The organism is Brachybacterium tyrofermentans, from assembly GCF_039526165.1.
GTDB classification, from domain to species: Bacteria; Actinomycetota; Actinomycetes; order Actinomycetales; family Dermabacteraceae; genus Brachybacterium; species Brachybacterium tyrofermentans.
The window spans coordinates 157,614-172,562 of record NZ_BAAAIR010000043.1 but is presented as its reverse complement, the minus strand read 5'-3'; the positions used below and the strand labels follow the sequence as shown (position 1 = coordinate 172,562).

Genomic DNA, 14,949 nt, shown 5'->3' with positions numbered 1-14,949 from the left:
GACCCTGCGGGGACCGGTCGCCGCGTCGTGCGTCGGCCCGGTCATCGGCTCAGAGCCCACCGCACCTGCCGCACCCGCCGCGCCGGCCACCAGCCGCCGGCGCACCGCACCCGCCGCGCCAGCCGCACGCGCCGCACCAGCCGGCCCGCCCCGTGACCGCCACCCCTCCCAGGACCAGGTGACCTGATGCCCGCTCCACCCGCTCCCGCGGCCCGTTCCCTCGGGGCGCCGCCGGCGCCGCGCCGCGGACGCGAGCGACTCCTCGACGGCAAGCTCGTGATCGGCATCGTGATCGTGGCGCTGCTGCTGGTCGCCTCGCTCGGCACGGGCGTCTACGACGTCCTCGGGGCCGACGACGGCGCCGAGATGTTCGCGATCACCCGTGTGCCGCGCACGATCGCGCTGGTCCTGGCCGGCGCGGCGATGGCGATGTCGGGGCTGATCATGCAGCTCATGACCCAGAACCGCTTCGTGGAGCCCTCCACCACGGGCACCACCGAGTGGGCGGGCCTGGGCCTGGTCCTGGTGATGGTGGTCAGCCCCCAGGCGGATCTCATGACCCGTATGACCGTGGCGATCGTGTTCTCGTTCGTGGGCACGATGGTGTTCTTCGCCTTCCTGCGCCGAGTGACCCTGCGCAGCTCGCTGATCGTGCCGATCATCGGCATCATGCTCGGCTCCGTCGTCGGCGCGATCTCCACCTTCGTGGCCCTGCAGTTCGACGCCCTGCAGAACCTCGGTGTGTGGTTCGCCGGGTCCTTCACCTCGGTGCTGCGCGGCCAGTACGAGGTGCTGTGGATCGTGCTCCTGGTGGGCATCGCGGTCTTTTTCGTGGCGGATCGGCTCACGGTGGCCGGGCTCGGCGAGGACATCGCCACCAACGTCGGCGTGAACTACCAGCGGGTGCTGCTGCTGGGCACGGGCCTGGTCGCGATCGCCACCGGCGTGGTCACCGTGGTGGTCGGCAACCTGCCCTTCCTCGGGCTCATCGTCCCCAACGTGGTGTCGATGATGCGCGGCGACGACCTGCGCAGCAACCTGCCCTGGGTGTGCCTGCTCGGCATCGCCATCGTCACCGTGTGCGACCTGGTCAGCCGCACGATCATCATGCCCTTCGAGGTGCCGGTCTCCCTGATCCTCGGCATCCTCGGCGCGATCGTGTTCATCGCCCTCCTGCTGAAGCAGCGCCGCCATGGATGAGCGCCGCGCGGATGGGCGCCGCACGGTCGTGACCAGCCCGTCCCGCCGCCTGGGGACCCCGACCGGGAGCGATCACCTCGACATCTCCACGGCTCCCACCGACACCGCCGAGGAGATCGCGCCGTTGAGCGTGCCGCGGCCGCCTCGCAGCAGCTCCGCCCGCAGCAGCTCCGGAGCCTTCGCCGACGGCCGGTCCCGACGGCGTTACTGGATCGTGCTGGTCACGCTCGCGGTGCTCGCCGTGGCCTTCGCCCTGGGCCTGCTCGCGATCGGCAACCCCATGCCGATCGGCTCCCGGGGCTTCTGGCTGATCGCCGAGCTGCGCGCGACCTCGCTCGTGGTGATGGGGGTGGCCGCGTTTTGCCAGGCCACGGCCACGATCGCCTTCCAGACGGTCACCGGGAACCGCATCATCACGCCGTCGATCATGGGCTTCGAGTCGCTGTACACCGCGATTCAGACCACCGCCGTCTACACCCTCGGCGTGGCCGGGGTGGTGGCCCTGCAGGGCACCGGGCAGTTCCTGATCCAGGTGGCGCTGATGGTGGCGATGTCCGTGCTGCTCTACGGCTGGCTGCTGCGTGGAAAGTACGCGAACCTGCAGGTGATGCTGCTGATCGGCATCGTGCTCGGTGGCGGGCTGGGGTCCGTCTCGAGCTTCATGCAGCGCCTGCTCACCCCGAGCGAGTTCGACGTGCTCACCGCCCGCCTCTTCGGCTCGGTCACCAATGCGAGCGTCGAATACCTGCCCTATGCGATCCCGCTGTGCCTCGTGGCCGGCGTGCTGATCTGGCTCAACGCCCGCACCCTCAACGTGATCTCGCTGGGCCGGGACGTGTGCATCAACGTCGGCATCGATCACGGCCGTCAGACGATCTACACGCTCGTGCTGGTCTCGGTGCTGATGGCGGTCTCCACAGCCCTCATCGGCCCGATGACCTTCTTCGGCTTCCTCGTCGCGACGCTCACCTACCAGCTCGCCGGCACCCACGACCACCGGCGTCTGCTCCCGGTGGGGGTGCTGGTGGGCTTCGTCGTGCTCGCCGGCGCCTACTTCCTGATGAACCACGTGTTCTACGCGCAGGGCGTGGTCTCCATCATCATCGAACTCGTCGGCGGGACCGTGTTCCTCGTCGTCATCATGCGAAAGGGACGCCTGTGATCAGCATCGATGCGGTGCGCAAGACGTACACCTCCTCGTCAGGGACCGTCGAGATCGGTCCGGTCACCCTGGAGATCCCCGCCGGCGGCGTGACCGCCCTGGTGGGGCCCAACGGGGCCGGCAAGTCGACGATGCTGACCATGGCGGGGCGCCTGCTGGGGATCGACGAGGGCGCGATCGAGGTGGCCGGTTACGACATCTCCTCGACCGCCTCGAAGGACCTCGCGAAGATCCTCTCGGTGCTGCGCCAGGAGAACCACTTCGTCACCCGCCTCACGGTGCGCCAGCTCGTGGGCTTCGGTCGTTTCCCGTACTCCAAGGGGCGGCTCACTGCGCTGGATGAGCAGAAGATCTCCGAGGCGATCGACTTCCTGCACCTCGACGAGCTCGAGTCCCGCTACCTCGACGAGCTCTCCGGCGGCCAGCGCCAGCGGGCCTATGTGGCCATGGTGCTGGCCCAGGACACGGAGTACGTGCTGCTGGACGAGCCGTTGAACAACCTCGACATGCGCCACAGCGTGCAGATGATGGGGCGCCTGCGCGACGCCGCCCGCGAGCTGGGCCGCACCATCGTGGTGGTGCTGCACGACATCAACTTCGCTGCCCACTACGCGGACCACATCGTCGCCATGAAGAACGGTGGCGTGGTCGAGGCCGGGCCCGTCGCCGAGATCATGGACGGCGAGATCCTCAGCCGTGTGTTCGACACCCCGGTGCAGGTCATCGACGGGCCGACGGGACCGCTCGCCGTCTACTTCTGAGCCGCGCGGTGACAAGCGGAGGCGCGCGTGAGGGTTCGGACATCGAGGCGTGGGTCCCGAGGGTCAGAGCGTGAGGATCGTCGCCGGGAGCGGTGTTGCTTGCGGTAGCGGTGTGTGTGTACATTGTCTGTACGCCTCGATCAGTGCCGAGGTGCTTGATGCTACGAGCCGAGACGCCTCGTCCAGAGAGGCGTGATGCCTCGAGTAGGGAGCAGTGCCATGAGTGCTACGAAGAGTGAACGTATCAATCTACGTGCGACCGAGAAGCAGGAGCACGTGCTCCGACGTGCAGCGGAAGCTGAGGATGTAACTGTCTCGACGTTCATCCTTGGCAGCGCCGTAGAGCAAGCCGAGAAGGTTCTCGCAGATCGCCGATGGTTCGAGGTCACGCCGGAGCAGTTTGAGGAATTTGTCCAGCTCCTCGATCAGCCGGTCAAGACGGAGAAGCTGGCCGCACTGTTCGCCAGGCCGTCGGTGTTCGACGCGCCGTTCACTCTGGAGGACTGATGGCTTCGGGGATTCTTGAAGCTCCACGAAAGCTAGAGAAGCGGGACGGCAAGAAGGCGTTTGCGAGCGGAGCTGGCGAGCTGGATACGTGGCTCAAGGAATATGCATGGCAGAACCAGCGTGCCAACAATGCTGTGACCTACGTGTCTGTGCTTGACGGGGAAGTGGTTGGCTTCTATGCGATCGCTGCGGCCGGGGTGAGCCATGAGAGTGTCGGTGCGGACTTTTCTAAGCGTCGTCCGGACCCCATTCCTTGTGTCCTCCTGGCAAGACTCGCCGTAGATGAGCGCGCCCAAGGACGTGGCGTCGGGGCGAACCTATTTAGGGATGCGATCCAGCGTTCACTGGCGGTCAGCGAAGGTATGGGAGCTGCAGCCTTGCTCATCCATTGTCGCGATGAGAGCGCCCGCAGCTTCTACCTTGGGCTTGTGGATGCGTTTCCATCCCCGGTCGATGATCTGCACCTCATAGTTCCGATGCGAGCGATTGCTGACCAGCTGCAGAGCTAACCGGGGAAGATTCAATCCATGTCGTGGGGCTCATGAAGGCCACCTGGGGATGCGAAGTGAGTGATTTGGGATCCCAGAGCCAAGCTGGCACATCGGAGCCGTCCGCAATTGTCGATATTCCCGCGATCGTCGAGCGAGCGCCATCGAGATTTCCCTCGATGAGGAAGCTCGTTGCGAGGTTGATATCTCGCACGGCCGATGACATGTTTTTCGTGTTTCCGGTTTCAGAAATTATCTCGCGACTTCGTCGCGGTTCGAGGGGGAGCCAGGAGAAGGCGTATATTGCGCGCACATCATTGTCCTTTGGATTCTCACTGTAAGCCGCCAGAGAAAGAGTTCTTGCCTCGCTGTGTTGACCGCGGTCGAGGTGGTGCGCAACGAGTTCCACCAGTTCACTCCGCGATATTCCCGGACGTACTTCACCGAGGTCTTCGAGCACAAACGAACTCGCCGCTCGAGTCAATTGTGAATTCGTTGTCACGCGTTCCTGGTGCGAAGAATGGCGAGGTCCTGCTGTGGCACGGCGTTCCCCTTTCAGGTAGGTCAGGCAGTCTTCGTCGCCGGGTCCGCGCCGCCGCGGCCGTCAGAACGGTCCAGCTCGTCGATCGCTGCGACGTCGTCGGCCGTGAGCTCGAGCTCGGCGGCGGCGAGGTTCTCCACGATGCGTGAGGGAGTGACCGACTTCGGGATCGTCACGATGCCGTGCGCGAGGTGCCAGGCCAGCACCACCTGGGCCGGGGTCGCCGCGTGCGCCGTGGCGATGCCGGTGATCACGGCGTTCTCCAGCAGATCCGACTTGCCCTGGCCCAGCGGTCCCCACGACTCGGTGAGGATCCCGTGCTGCGCATGGATCTCGCGCAGCTCGCGCTGCTGGAAGTAGGGGTGCAGCTCGATCTGGTGGATCGCGGGCACGACACCGGTGGCCTCGATGATCTCCGTGAGCTGCGGTGCGGGGTAGTTCGAGACGCCGATCGTGCGCACCAGCCCGCGCTTCTGCAGCTCGATCAGAGCCTTCCACGCCTCGACGTACTGCCCCTGCGAGGGCACGGCCCAGTGCACGAGGTAGAGGTCCACGTAGTCCAGGCCGAGGCGCTCGAGCGAGGCCTCGCAGGCGGCGATCGCGTCGTCGAAGCCCTGGGCGTCGTTCCAGAGCTTCGTGGTCACGAACAGCTCCTCGCGCGGCACGCCGGCCTCGCGGATCGCGCGGCCCACGCCCTCCTCGTTCCCGTAGACCTTCGCGGTGTCGAGGTGGCGGTATCCGGCCTCGAGCGCCTGGAGGGTGACGTCGGCCGCGACGTCGTCCTCGACCTTGAAGACGCCGTAGCCGAGCTGGGGGATCGAGCGGCCGCCGGCCAGCTCGAGGGACGGGACGACGGGATGTGCTGCAGGCATGGGATTCCTCTTCTCGGGGGTTCCGCTCCAGGCTACGGGGCACGGCCGACCGAGGACCCCTGGGCCGGCCGGCGAGCCGGATGCGAGCGGCCCGTCGGGCGCGACCGTTGCGGCAGGGTTCAGCGGGCGGGGCCGATGGAGGTATAGGGCGCCGTCGGCGGATGGCGCGAGGATCAACTGTTCGATGTATCGACGGATCTGACACAGAGTCATAATCTAGGGACATGACGAACTCACGCCCCCACCGTTCCGGGGCGACCGCATCGGCCGCCACCGCGCCCCACGCATCGACCGCTGACGCCACGCCAGCTGACCCCGAGCCCGCTGGCCGCCGGCCCGCCGGCGCCCCCGCCGATCCCTCGACCGACCCGCGCCGCTGGAAGGCACTGGGCGTCCTGGCGGCCGGCCTCGCCCTGATCGTCATCGACGGGTCGATCGTCGCCGTCTCGCTGCCCACGATCATCGGTGACCTCGGCCTGGACCTCACCGACGCGCAGTGGGTCTCCACCAGCTACGCCGTGGTCCTCTCCGCGCTGCTGCTGATCACCGGGCGCATGGGCGATCGCCTGGGCCGGCGCCGGCTGTTCCTCGCCGGAGTGGCCCTGTTCGTGATCGCCTCCGTGCTCGCGGCGATGGCTGGGGGAGCGGCCGCGCTGATCGCCGCCCGACTGCTGCAGGGCGTCGGCGGAGCGCTGATCCTGCCCTCGACGCTCTCGACCGTGAATGCCACCTTCCGCGGCTCCGAGCGTGCTGCGGCGTTCGGGGTGTGGGGCGCCGTGATGGCCGGCGCCGCAGCCCTGGGCCCGCTGCTCGGCGGCTGGCTGACCAGCTCGTTCTCCTGGCCGTGGATCTTCCTGGTCAATGTGCCGATCGGTCTGCTGGTCATCGCCGGCACCATCGCCTGGGTGGGGGAGACCCGGGAGGCGCCGCGCCCCCAGGGCGGGCGGCGGGACCTCGATGTGATGGGTGCGCTGCTCAGCGCCCTCGCGCTCGGATCCCTCGTGTTCGCGATCGTCGAGTCCACGACCCTGGGCTGGTGGACGCAGAAGGCACCGCTGGAGATCGGCGGCCTCACGATCCACGGGCCCGTCGGCCTCTCTCTGACCCCGGTGCTGCTGCTCGTCGGCCTCCTGGCTCTGATCGCCTTCCTGCGCCTGGAGCGCCGCCGCGGCGCCGCCGGACGCGAGGTCCTGCTGGACCTGTCGCTGTTCCGTCTGCGGGCGTTCGCCTGGGGCAACCTCACCGCCGGGACCGTGGCGATCGGCGAGTTCGGCCTGCTGTTCGTGCTGCCCCTGTACCTGGTGAACGTGCTGGCCCTGGGCACGCTCCAGGCCGGCCTGGTGCTCGCCGCGATGGCCGGCGGCGCGTTCCTCTCGGGAACCCTGGCCCGGCATCTCGCCGCGGCGATCGGGGCGCCCGGCACCGTGCTGGTCGGCCTCGGGCTCGAGGTGCTCGGCGTCGGCGTGCTCGCACTGCTCCTCGGACCGGCCACCCCGATCGCGCTGCTCGTCGTGACCCTCGTCGTCTACGGGCTGGGCCTGGGGCTCGCCTCCGCGCAGCTGACCTCCACCGTGCTCGCCCCCGTGCCGCCGGAGCAGTCCGGGCAGGGCTCGGCCACGCAGTCCACCGTCCGTCAGCTCGGCACCGCGCTGGGAACGGCCGTCTCCGGCGCGTTCCTCGCGGCCGGGCTGTCCGCCGGCGCCGGGTCGCTGACGGGGGAGGCCGCCCGCTACGGGCAGGCCATGACCGACTCGGCCGGGTCGATCCTTTCCCAGCTGCGGGCCCAGGGTGCCGGCGCCGGGACGCTCGACCAGCTGGGCACGGTCTTCACCGACGGCTCTCGGATCGCGATGGCAGGGTCGGCAGGATTCCTGCTGCTGGGCCTGATCGGTGCGCTGGCCGTGGCCCGGGCAGCACGCCGGGACTGACCTCGCCGTCGGCCCTCACCGACAATCCGTGCTCGCGAACCCGACCCCGAACACAGCTCGGCCCGACCCCTCAGGGGCCGGGCCGAGCTGTGCATCAGGCATCCATCACCTGCGCATCATGCGCAGATCAGAAGTTGCAGGTCTGCGGGTCGCCGCCGATGCGGCCATCGGCCTGGTCCAGCGCGTCGATCCGCGCGATCTCGCCCTCGTTGAGGGTGACATCGGCGGAGGCGAAGTTCGAGATGATCCGCTCGGGCGTGACCGACTTGGGGATCACGACGAAGCCCTTGGCGAGGTGCCACGCGAGGACGACCTGCGCGGGGGTCACGCCGTGCGCCTCGGCGATGTCGGTGATGACCGGGTCGCCGAGGTCGTTGCTGTCGCTGCCCTGGCCGAGCGGGGACCAGGACTGGTGGAGGATCTCGTGGGCGCCCTCGACCTCGCGCAGTTCGGTCTGCTGGAAGGTCGGGTGGGTCTCGACCTGGTGGATCACCGGGGTCACGCCCGTGGCCTCGATGATCTCCTCGAGCTCTGCCCGGGGGAAGTTCGAGACGCCGATCGAGGTGGCCTTGCCGCTCTTCTGGATCTCGATGAGCGCCTTCCAGGCCTCGACGTACTGGCCCTGGATGGGCTTGGCCCAGTGGATCAGGTACAGGTCCACGTGGTCCAGGCCGAGCTTCTCCAGGGAGGTGTCGATCGCGGCGAGGGCGTCGTCACGGCCGTGGGAGTCGTTCCACAGCTTGGTGGTCACGAAGATCTCCTCGCGCGGCACGCCGGAGGCGCGGATGCCACGACCCACGCCCTCCTCGTTGCCGTAGACCGCGGCGGTGTCGAGGTGTCGGTAGCCGGCGCGCAGGGCCTGCTCGACGACGTCGGCCGCGACGTCGTTCTCGACCTGCCACACGCCGTAGCCGAGCTGGGGGATCTCGTGGCCGTCATGGAAACGGATAGCGGGGATGCTGGTCATCAGGTGGTACTCCTTCGAAGGGGACTGCGCCAGAGTAGGCCCGACCGCGCGGATCCACCGCAGCCGTTCGCGCACGGCGGATGCGGCGCGCCTCGAGGCGCCGGCTCGCACCGGGCGCGTCGAGCTTGGCCGTCGGGCGGATCCCCCTGTGCCCCTGTGCCCCTATGCCCCTGTGCCCCGGTGCCCCTGTGCACCCCGGTGCTCGGTCCCGCAGGGTGCGCCTCTACGATGGCCCCATGAGATCGCGGAACGCTGGGCCTGGCCGGTGACTCCGGCGCGCGACGCGACGGTCGCCCCGCTGGAGCGACCCCTTCCCACGGAGCCGCCCGTCTACGACCACTCCCGGGGCCATTCGCCGCTCAGGCAGCGGTTCGAGGTGTATGCCCTGCTGGACACCCTGTTCATCGTCATCGGTGTCGTGGTGTCGATCTGGCTGGCGCTGCTGTACCTGTTCGAGGGCTTCTCGCTCACGCCGGTGCGGCTGCTGTACCTGGTCGGCTTCTGGCTGCTGCTCACCTACATCACGCTCCCGCGCCTGCATCAGCTGATGACCTGGATCTACCTGCCGGACTACTTCTTCGGCCGCACCCGCACCACCGAGGGGGTGCTGTCGGATCCGATCAATCTCGCCTTCGACGGGCCCGAGCGGGATCTGCACGTGGCGATGCGCCGCGCCGGCTGGGTGCTCGCCGAGGAGCGCACGCTGGCCTCGGCCTGGTCGATGGTGCGGTCCACGCTGCTGAAGCGCTCCTTCCCGGCCGCTCCGGTCTCGAACCTGTACCTGATGGGTCGACGTCACGACTTCACGTACCAGCAGGAGGTGGGCGGCACCACCGCGAAGCGCCACCACGTGCGCTTCTGGCGGATGCCCCCGGGCTTCGTACTGCCCGGCGGCTACCGCGCCGACTGGCTCGCGGCCGGCACCTACGATCGTGCCGTCGGCTTCTCCTTCTTCACCCTGCAGATCACGCACCGCATCGACGAGAACATCGACGTCGAGCGCGACTATCTCATCGACACGGTGCGCTTCGCGGATCCCGAGATCCCGGTCGAGGTGATCGCCGAGTTCTCGACCGCCTACCACGACCGCAACGGCCAGGGCGATCGCTTCCGCACCGACGGCCATCTCCCCGTCATCGATGTCGCCGACGCCGCCTCCCGCTCCGACGGCGCCAGCGCGATGATGCTGCCGCGCCATCGACCCACGGGCACCACGGTGATGAAGGCCCGAGCCCGCGCGGCCACCCAGTCGGCCCTGGTCGCGGCCCGTCTGCGCAGCAGCGAATCCGGCCGCGCGGACCTCGGGGGCGAGCTCTCGGCGCAGTGGCAGGGGACGGTCGACGACCTCCACGAGATCGTGACCCGCGCGACGGACCACCACCTCCCTCCGCCCACCGTCGTCTTCACCGGGGCGCTGGTGCTGCTGCAGTCCTGCGTGGTCATCACCCAGTGGGTGGGCCGCCTGCTGGGCGTGGACTTCCAGAACCTGTTCGCCGAGGCGTCCTCGATCTTCCCGGAGGCCGACGGGGTCTATCTCGCCTCCGCCTTCGCGGTGGCGCTCGTGCTGCTGCTGGTCGGGGTGCTGCGTCGCAGCAGGTGGTCACGGATCGTCCTGATGGCGCTGTTCGCAGCCGACGCGATCACGCGCCTCACGCTGGCCACGTCGATGGCCGGCGATGTCGCGCACTCGCTCCTGGTGGGTGCGGGAGCCTCGGCGCTCGGGGTGCTGGCGATCAGCTCGGACGCCTCGCGCCAATGGGTCCAGACGCTGCGCCTGTCGGTGAGGGACGCCGACGCGGAGGAGTCGGCGCAGGCAGAGGAGCCGGCAGAGTAGAGTTCCCGCACAACCGCCCGCGGTTCCCTGGGCAACGGTGCTCTGCCCGAGCCCGTTGCCGCCCTGAGCGGTTAGATCGTGTCCCCATTCCGGGAGGATTCCCATGAGCGAGCCACGCGAGGCCGCCCCCATCGCCTCCGGGGGCAGCGCCCCCTCGGAGCAGCCGGAGCTGAAGAAGGCGATCACGCCCAAGCTCCTGCTGCTGTTCATCGTCGGTGACATCCTCGGAACCGGCGTCTACTCGCTGACCGGCAAGGTCGCCGGCGAGGTCGGCGGCGCTGGCTGGGTGCCGATCATCATCGCCTTCGCCGTGGCCATGGTCTCCGCGCTCTCCTATGTGGAGATGGTGACCAAGTATCCGCAGGCCGCCGGTGCGGCGCTGTACGTGCACAAGGCCTTCGGCATCCACTTCCTCACCTTCATGGTGACCTTCGCGGTGCTGTCCTCCGGCATCACCTCGGCCTCGACCAGCGCGATCTTCCTCGCGGAGAACGTGCTGAAGGCCTTCGGTCTCGAGGAGTCCCTCGGCGCCTCCGCCGGCGGGGTCGCGACCGGGATCGCCCTGGTCTTCCTGGTGCTCGTCGCCCTGGTCAACCTGCGCGGCGTCGCCGAGTCCGTCAAGGCGAACGTCGTGCTCACCTGCATCGAGCTCACCGGCCTGATGCTGGTGATCCTCGTCGGCTTCTTCACCGTCGCCCGCGGCGAGGCCGACTTCTCGCGCGTGATCCTCTTCGAGACGCAGGACGAGAAGGGCATGTTCATGGCGATCATCGGGGCGACCGCCCTGGCGTTCTTCTCGATGGTCGGCTTCGAGGATTCGGTCAACATGGCCGAGGAGACCGTGGACCCGGTCAAGAACTTCCCGAAGGCGCTCATCGCGGGCCTGTCGATCACCGGCGTGGTCTACGTGCTGATCTCGATCCTCGCGGTCGCCGTGGTGCCGATCGGCCGGCTCACCGAGTCGACCACCCCGCTGCTCGAGGTCGTGAAGGTCGGTGCCCCCGGCATCCCGATCGACACGATCTTCGCGTTCATCTCGATCTTCGCCGTCGCCAACACGGTGCTGATCAACATGATGATGGCCTCGCGTCTGCTCTACGGCATGTCCAAGCAGGGCGTGCTGCCGGGCTTCCTCAAGGGCGTCCTGGCCACGGCCCGCACCCCGTGGGCCGGGATCGTGTTCTCCACCGGACTGGCCTTCGTGCTCGTGCTCACGGTGAAGTTCGTGCTCGCCGAGGAGACCATCCAGGCGCTCGGCGGCACCACCGCCCTGCTGCTGCTGGCCGTGTTCGGGATGGTCAACATCTCGGTGCTCGTGCTGCGCAAGGACAAGGTCGATGCGGACCACTTCCGCACTCCGACGGTGCTGCCCGTGATCGGAGCGATCACCTCGTTCGCCCTGATCACCCCGCTCGCCCAACCTGCGCAGAACTACGTCATCGCCGGCGGCCTGCTCGCCGTGGGCCTCGTGCTCTACGCGATCACCTGGTTCTACAACAGCGCGGTCAAGGCCCGACGCACACGGTTCCGTCATCCCGACGACCTCGGCAAGCCGTGACCTCGCGGCCTCGGCTGCGACGCCAGACACGCCAGACACGCACGGCACGCCAGACACCGACCCGTCCCACGACGCCACACTCCCGGGAGATGCCATGACCACCATCCTGCTGGCCTACGTCCCCAGCGCCACCAGCGAGGCCGCTCTGACGTACGCGATCGAGGAGGCGAGGCGCCGCGATGCGAAGCTCCTCGTGCTCGCCTCCGAGCGCCCGCCGGATCCGCGCAAGGCCCGCGGCGTGACGGACCAGCGCTCGCTGCCCGAGCGTCTGGCGGAGACCGGCCTCGAGCACGAGCTGCGCACCGTGCCCACGCGCGACGACCCGGCCGACGACATCCTCGATGCCGTCGAGTCCGACCCCGTCGACCTGGTGGTGCTCGGCATCCGTCGCCGCACCCCGATCGGCAAGATCCTGCTGGGGTCCACCTCGCAGCGGATCGCGATCGAATCTCCGGTCCCGGTGGTGCTGGTCAAGCCGGACACCTTCGTGCCGCCGACGAGATTCTGACCCTCGAGGCCCCGGCCCACGGGCCACCGGACCCCCGGGCCGCCGGCATTCGGGCCCCCGGCCCCACCGGACCCACCGGGCCCCCCGGGTGCTGAGCCCTCACGACGGCCCCTGGACCTGTTCTGCGGAACAGTCCCAGGGGCCGTCGGCCGTCGTGGAGGACCTCTGCGCGGTGACGGACCCGCGTGCACCGACCCGGTCCGTCACGTGTTCGCACCCCAGAGTTCACCGGGGTGTCGCCCTCGGGTGGGCTCGTGATCACCTCGCAGGGGCACTGTCGTCGTGCCCCTGCTCGTGCCCCGGCCGAGCGACGGATCGACTGCGAAGGATCACCCCATGGCCCTGATCGACATCCCCCTGCTCATGAAGGATGCGGCACGCGGCAAGCGCTCGGCCGTGACCTGCGCCCTCAAGTGCGCGAACCAGTGCGCAGCAGGGCCGTGCAACCACTCGGACAACCCGACGTTCCGCGACATCGCCTCCTCGGCGCTGACCCGTCGTGCGGTCCTCGGGGGCACCGGTGGCGCGCTCGCGATCGCGCTGGGCGGCACCCAGGGCGCCCTCGCCGATCCCGGCAACGGGAACGGCAAGGGTCAGGGCATCGGGAACGGCAAGGGCAACGGCAAGGGCGGCTCGCGGGTCCCGGCCCCGAACGGCACCAAGCTGCTCTTCGAGGCCATCGCCCCGGTCGACTTCGAGGTCGACGAGTTCACCGTGCCCGAGGGCTACGCCTGGCACCCGGTCATCCGCTGGGGCGACCCGCTGTTCGATGACGCCCCCGACTTCGACTGGAACGCCCAGAGCGCCGAGGCGCAGAAGCGCCAGTTCGGCTATAACAACGACTACACGGAGATCCAGGAGATCCCGGGCAGCAACGGCAAGCGCGCCGTGATGTTCGTGAACCACGAGTACACGAACGAGAACATCATGCTCCCGCCGGAGACCGACGAGGGCGAGCTGATCGAGATCGGCATGGCCGCCCACGGCCTCACCGTGGTCGAGCTGGAGCGGAAGAACACAAACTTCCCGTACTCCTACGTGCAGGGCGCCGAGCTGAACCGCCGCATCCTGCTGGACACCGAGTTCGAGCTCACCGGCCCCGCCGCCGGCAGCGACCTGGTCACAACCGTCGAGGACCCCGAGGGCACCACGGTGCTGGGCACCTTCGGCAACTGCTCCGGCGGGCTCACCCCGTGGGGCACGCTGCTCTCGGGCGAGGAGAACTTCCACGGCTACTTCCGCACGCCGGGCACCTCCGACGCGGAGAAGCGCTACGGTCTCGCCGACAAGGCCACCGCCCGGAACTGGGAGTCGAAGCACGACCGCTTCGACTCACGCAACGAGGGCTACGAGAACGAGCCGAACCGCTTCGGCTACATCGTCGAGGTGGACCCCTTCGACCCGACCTCCACCCCGCGCAAGCACACCGCGCTGGGCCGCTTCAAGCACGAGGGCGCGAACGTCATCCTCGCCGAGGACGGTCACGTCGTGGCCTACACCGGCGACGACGAGGTCTTCGACTACCTCTACAAGTTCGTCTCCCACGGCACCTATGTCGAGGGCGACAAGGCGCACAACATGACGCTGCTGACCAGCGGCGACCTGTATGTCGCGAAGTTCTCCGGCAATTCGCCGGCCGCGGAGATCGACGGTTCGGGCGCGGTCCCGGCCGACGGCTCCTTCGACGGCACCGGCGAGTGGCTGCCGCTGTTGGTGGACGGCGAGTCGACGGTCCCCGGCTTCAGCGCCGAGGAGGTCCTGGTGCACACCCGCCTCGCGGCCGACGCCGTGGGCCCCACCAAGATGGACCGCTGCGAGGACGTCGAGCCGTCGCTGGCCACCCGTCGCGTGTACGTCGCCTGCACCAACAACTCCGGCCGCGGCACGGCGGGGAAGGCTTCGGCCGACGAGGCGAACCCGCGCGCCGAGAACCGTGACGGCCACATCGTGGAGATCGACGAGCAGGGCGACCAGACCTCGACCACCTTCGCGTGGAACCTGCTGATGGTGTGCGGCGACCCGGCGCAGGGCGACACCACCGACTTCTCCGGCTTCCCGGTGGAGCAGGTCTCGCCGATCTCCTGCCCCGACAACCTGGCGTTCGACGCGGTGGGCAACCTCTGGATCTCCACCGACGGCGCTCCCTCGGGCATCGGCTACAACGACGGCCTGTTCCGGGTCACGCTGGATGGCGACTCCCACGGCCGGGTCGAGCAGTTCCTCTCCGTGCCTCGTGACGGCGAGACCTGCGGCCCGATCATCCGCGACGAGGACCGCAGCGCCTTCGTCTCCGTGCAGCACCCGGGCGAGGACGGCGCATGGGGAGCCCAGCTCTCCTACTTCCCCGACTACGACGAGGTGGGACCCAAGCCCTCCGTGGTCCAGGTGCTGCTCGAGCGCGGCCGGGGCAACAGCAAGGGCTGACACCGGCCGCGTACGCCTGATGCCTCAGGCGATGACGCGGGAGCCCGGTGCCTGCAGGCATCACCGCGAGCACCGACCGACTCCCTCCGCCCCCGTGACCTTCCGCACAGCGCGGAGGGCGCGGGGTCGGAGGGAGTCTTATTTCTTGTCGCGCGTGCGCGCGAGGTCGCAGGGACACCTGCGCAGCAGACGGGGTTTG

General features: G+C 68.8%; 13 protein-coding genes. 10 read left to right on the top strand and 3 right to left on the bottom strand.

Annotated elements, in window-relative coordinates:
- Nucleotides 1-186 precede the first annotated feature (186 nt).
- From ABD093_RS12830 to ABD093_RS12810, 5 genes are all read left to right on the top strand, one after another.
- Complete coding sequence (locus ABD093_RS12830; RefSeq protein WP_343924956.1) at nucleotides 187-1,200, top strand: ABC transporter permease; 1,014 nt, start codon at nucleotides 187-189, stop codon at nucleotides 1,198-1,200.
- Nucleotides 1,193-2,362 (top strand): iron chelate uptake ABC transporter family permease subunit, encoded by a 1,170-nt coding sequence (locus ABD093_RS12825; protein ID WP_343924954.1) that lies wholly within the window; start codon nucleotides 1,193-1,195, stop codon nucleotides 2,360-2,362. The genes ABD093_RS12830 and ABD093_RS12825 overlap by 8 nt, the downstream gene beginning before the upstream one ends.
- On the top strand, nucleotides 2,359-3,123 hold the full coding sequence (locus ABD093_RS12820) for an iron ABC transporter ATP-binding protein (protein WP_343924952.1): 765 nt from the start codon (nucleotides 2,359-2,361) through the stop codon (nucleotides 3,121-3,123). The genes ABD093_RS12825 and ABD093_RS12820 overlap by 4 nt, the downstream gene beginning before the upstream one ends.
- Nucleotides 3,124-3,342: 219 nt before the next feature.
- Complete coding sequence (locus tag ABD093_RS12815) at nucleotides 3,343-3,630, top strand: type II toxin-antitoxin system TacA family antitoxin (RefSeq protein WP_343924950.1); 288 nt, start codon at nucleotides 3,343-3,345, stop codon at nucleotides 3,628-3,630.
- Complete coding sequence (locus ABD093_RS12810; protein WP_343924948.1) at nucleotides 3,630-4,139, top strand: GNAT family N-acetyltransferase; 510 nt, start codon at nucleotides 3,630-3,632, stop codon at nucleotides 4,137-4,139. Before ABD093_RS12815 ends, ABD093_RS12810 begins: the two co-directional genes overlap by 1 nt.
- Here ABD093_RS12810 and ABD093_RS12805 read toward each other — a convergent pair.
- Together ABD093_RS12805 and ABD093_RS12800 are read right to left on the bottom strand one after the other, a co-directional pair.
- Complete coding sequence (locus tag ABD093_RS12805; RefSeq protein WP_343924946.1) at nucleotides 4,096-4,620, bottom strand: hypothetical protein; 525 nt, start codon at nucleotides 4,618-4,620, stop codon at nucleotides 4,096-4,098. The genes ABD093_RS12810 and ABD093_RS12805 overlap by 44 nt on opposite strands.
- A 62-nt stretch (nucleotides 4,621-4,682) precedes the next feature.
- A complete protein-coding gene (locus ABD093_RS12800; RefSeq protein ID WP_343924944.1) occupies nucleotides 4,683-5,531 on the bottom strand; it encodes an aldo/keto reductase in 849 nt (282 codons plus the stop codon).
- Between the two features lie 224 nt (nucleotides 5,532-5,755).
- Here ABD093_RS12800 and ABD093_RS12795 point away from each other — a divergent pair, with 224 nt between their 5' ends.
- A complete protein-coding gene (locus ABD093_RS12795) occupies nucleotides 5,756-7,459 on the top strand; it encodes a DHA2 family efflux MFS transporter permease subunit (protein WP_343924942.1) in 1,704 nt (567 codons plus the stop codon).
- A gap of 127 nt (nucleotides 7,460-7,586) precedes the next feature.
- Here the strand turns inward: ABD093_RS12795 and ABD093_RS12790 are convergent, their stop codons facing one another.
- Nucleotides 7,587-8,426: an aldo/keto reductase gene (locus ABD093_RS12790; protein WP_343924940.1), complete on the bottom strand. Its 840-nt coding sequence runs from the start codon at nucleotides 8,424-8,426 to the stop codon at nucleotides 7,587-7,589.
- A 265-nt stretch (nucleotides 8,427-8,691) separates the two neighbouring features.
- Here ABD093_RS12790 and ABD093_RS12785 point away from each other — a divergent pair, with 265 nt between their 5' ends.
- The 4 genes from ABD093_RS12785 (at nucleotide 8,692) to ABD093_RS12770 (ending at nucleotide 14,750) form a co-directional block, all read left to right on the top strand.
- A complete protein-coding gene (locus ABD093_RS12785) occupies nucleotides 8,692-10,260 on the top strand; it encodes an LssY C-terminal domain-containing protein (protein ID WP_343924938.1) in 1,569 nt (522 codons plus the stop codon).
- A gap of 103 nt (nucleotides 10,261-10,363) precedes the next feature.
- Nucleotides 10,364-11,818, top strand: coding sequence for an APC family permease (locus tag ABD093_RS12780; protein ID WP_343924936.1), 1,455 nt, complete (start codon nucleotides 10,364-10,366; stop codon nucleotides 11,816-11,818).
- 94 nt (nucleotides 11,819-11,912) lie between these two features.
- Nucleotides 11,913-12,326 carry a universal stress protein gene (locus ABD093_RS12775; RefSeq protein WP_193116895.1) on the top strand — a complete coding sequence of 138 codons (414 nt, stop codon included), beginning with the start codon at nucleotides 11,913-11,915 and terminating at the stop codon, nucleotides 12,324-12,326.
- A 336-nt stretch (nucleotides 12,327-12,662) separates the two neighbouring features.
- Nucleotides 12,663-14,750, top strand: a complete 2,088-nt coding sequence (locus ABD093_RS12770; RefSeq protein WP_343924934.1) for a PhoX family protein — start codon at nucleotides 12,663-12,665, stop codon at nucleotides 14,748-14,750.
- Nucleotides 14,751-14,949: the final 199 nt, after the last annotated feature.

Coding starts and splice junctions, on each gene's coding strand:
- ABD093_RS12790 (WP_343924940.1), bottom strand. CDS start 8,426: ATGACCAGCATCCCCGCTATCCGTTTCCATGACGGCCACGAGATCCCC.
- ABD093_RS12770 (WP_343924934.1), top strand. CDS start 12,663: ATGGCCCTGATCGACATCCCCCTGCTCATGAAGGATGCGGCACGCGGC.
- ABD093_RS12810 (WP_343924948.1), top strand. CDS start 3,630: ATGGCTTCGGGGATTCTTGAAGCTCCACGAAAGCTAGAGAAGCGGGAC.
- ABD093_RS12780 (WP_343924936.1), top strand. CDS start 10,364: ATGAGCGAGCCACGCGAGGCCGCCCCCATCGCCTCCGGGGGCAGCGCC.
- ABD093_RS12800 (WP_343924944.1), bottom strand. CDS start 5,531: ATGCCTGCAGCACATCCCGTCGTCCCGTCCCTCGAGCTGGCCGGCGGC.
- ABD093_RS12815 (WP_343924950.1), top strand. CDS start 3,343: ATGAGTGCTACGAAGAGTGAACGTATCAATCTACGTGCGACCGAGAAG.
- ABD093_RS12825 (WP_343924954.1), top strand. CDS start 1,193: ATGGATGAGCGCCGCGCGGATGGGCGCCGCACGGTCGTGACCAGCCCG.
- ABD093_RS12775 (WP_193116895.1), top strand. CDS start 11,913: ATGACCACCATCCTGCTGGCCTACGTCCCCAGCGCCACCAGCGAGGCC.
- ABD093_RS12830 (WP_343924956.1), top strand. CDS start 187: ATGCCCGCTCCACCCGCTCCCGCGGCCCGTTCCCTCGGGGCGCCGCCG.
- ABD093_RS12795 (WP_343924942.1), top strand. CDS start 5,756: ATGACGAACTCACGCCCCCACCGTTCCGGGGCGACCGCATCGGCCGCC.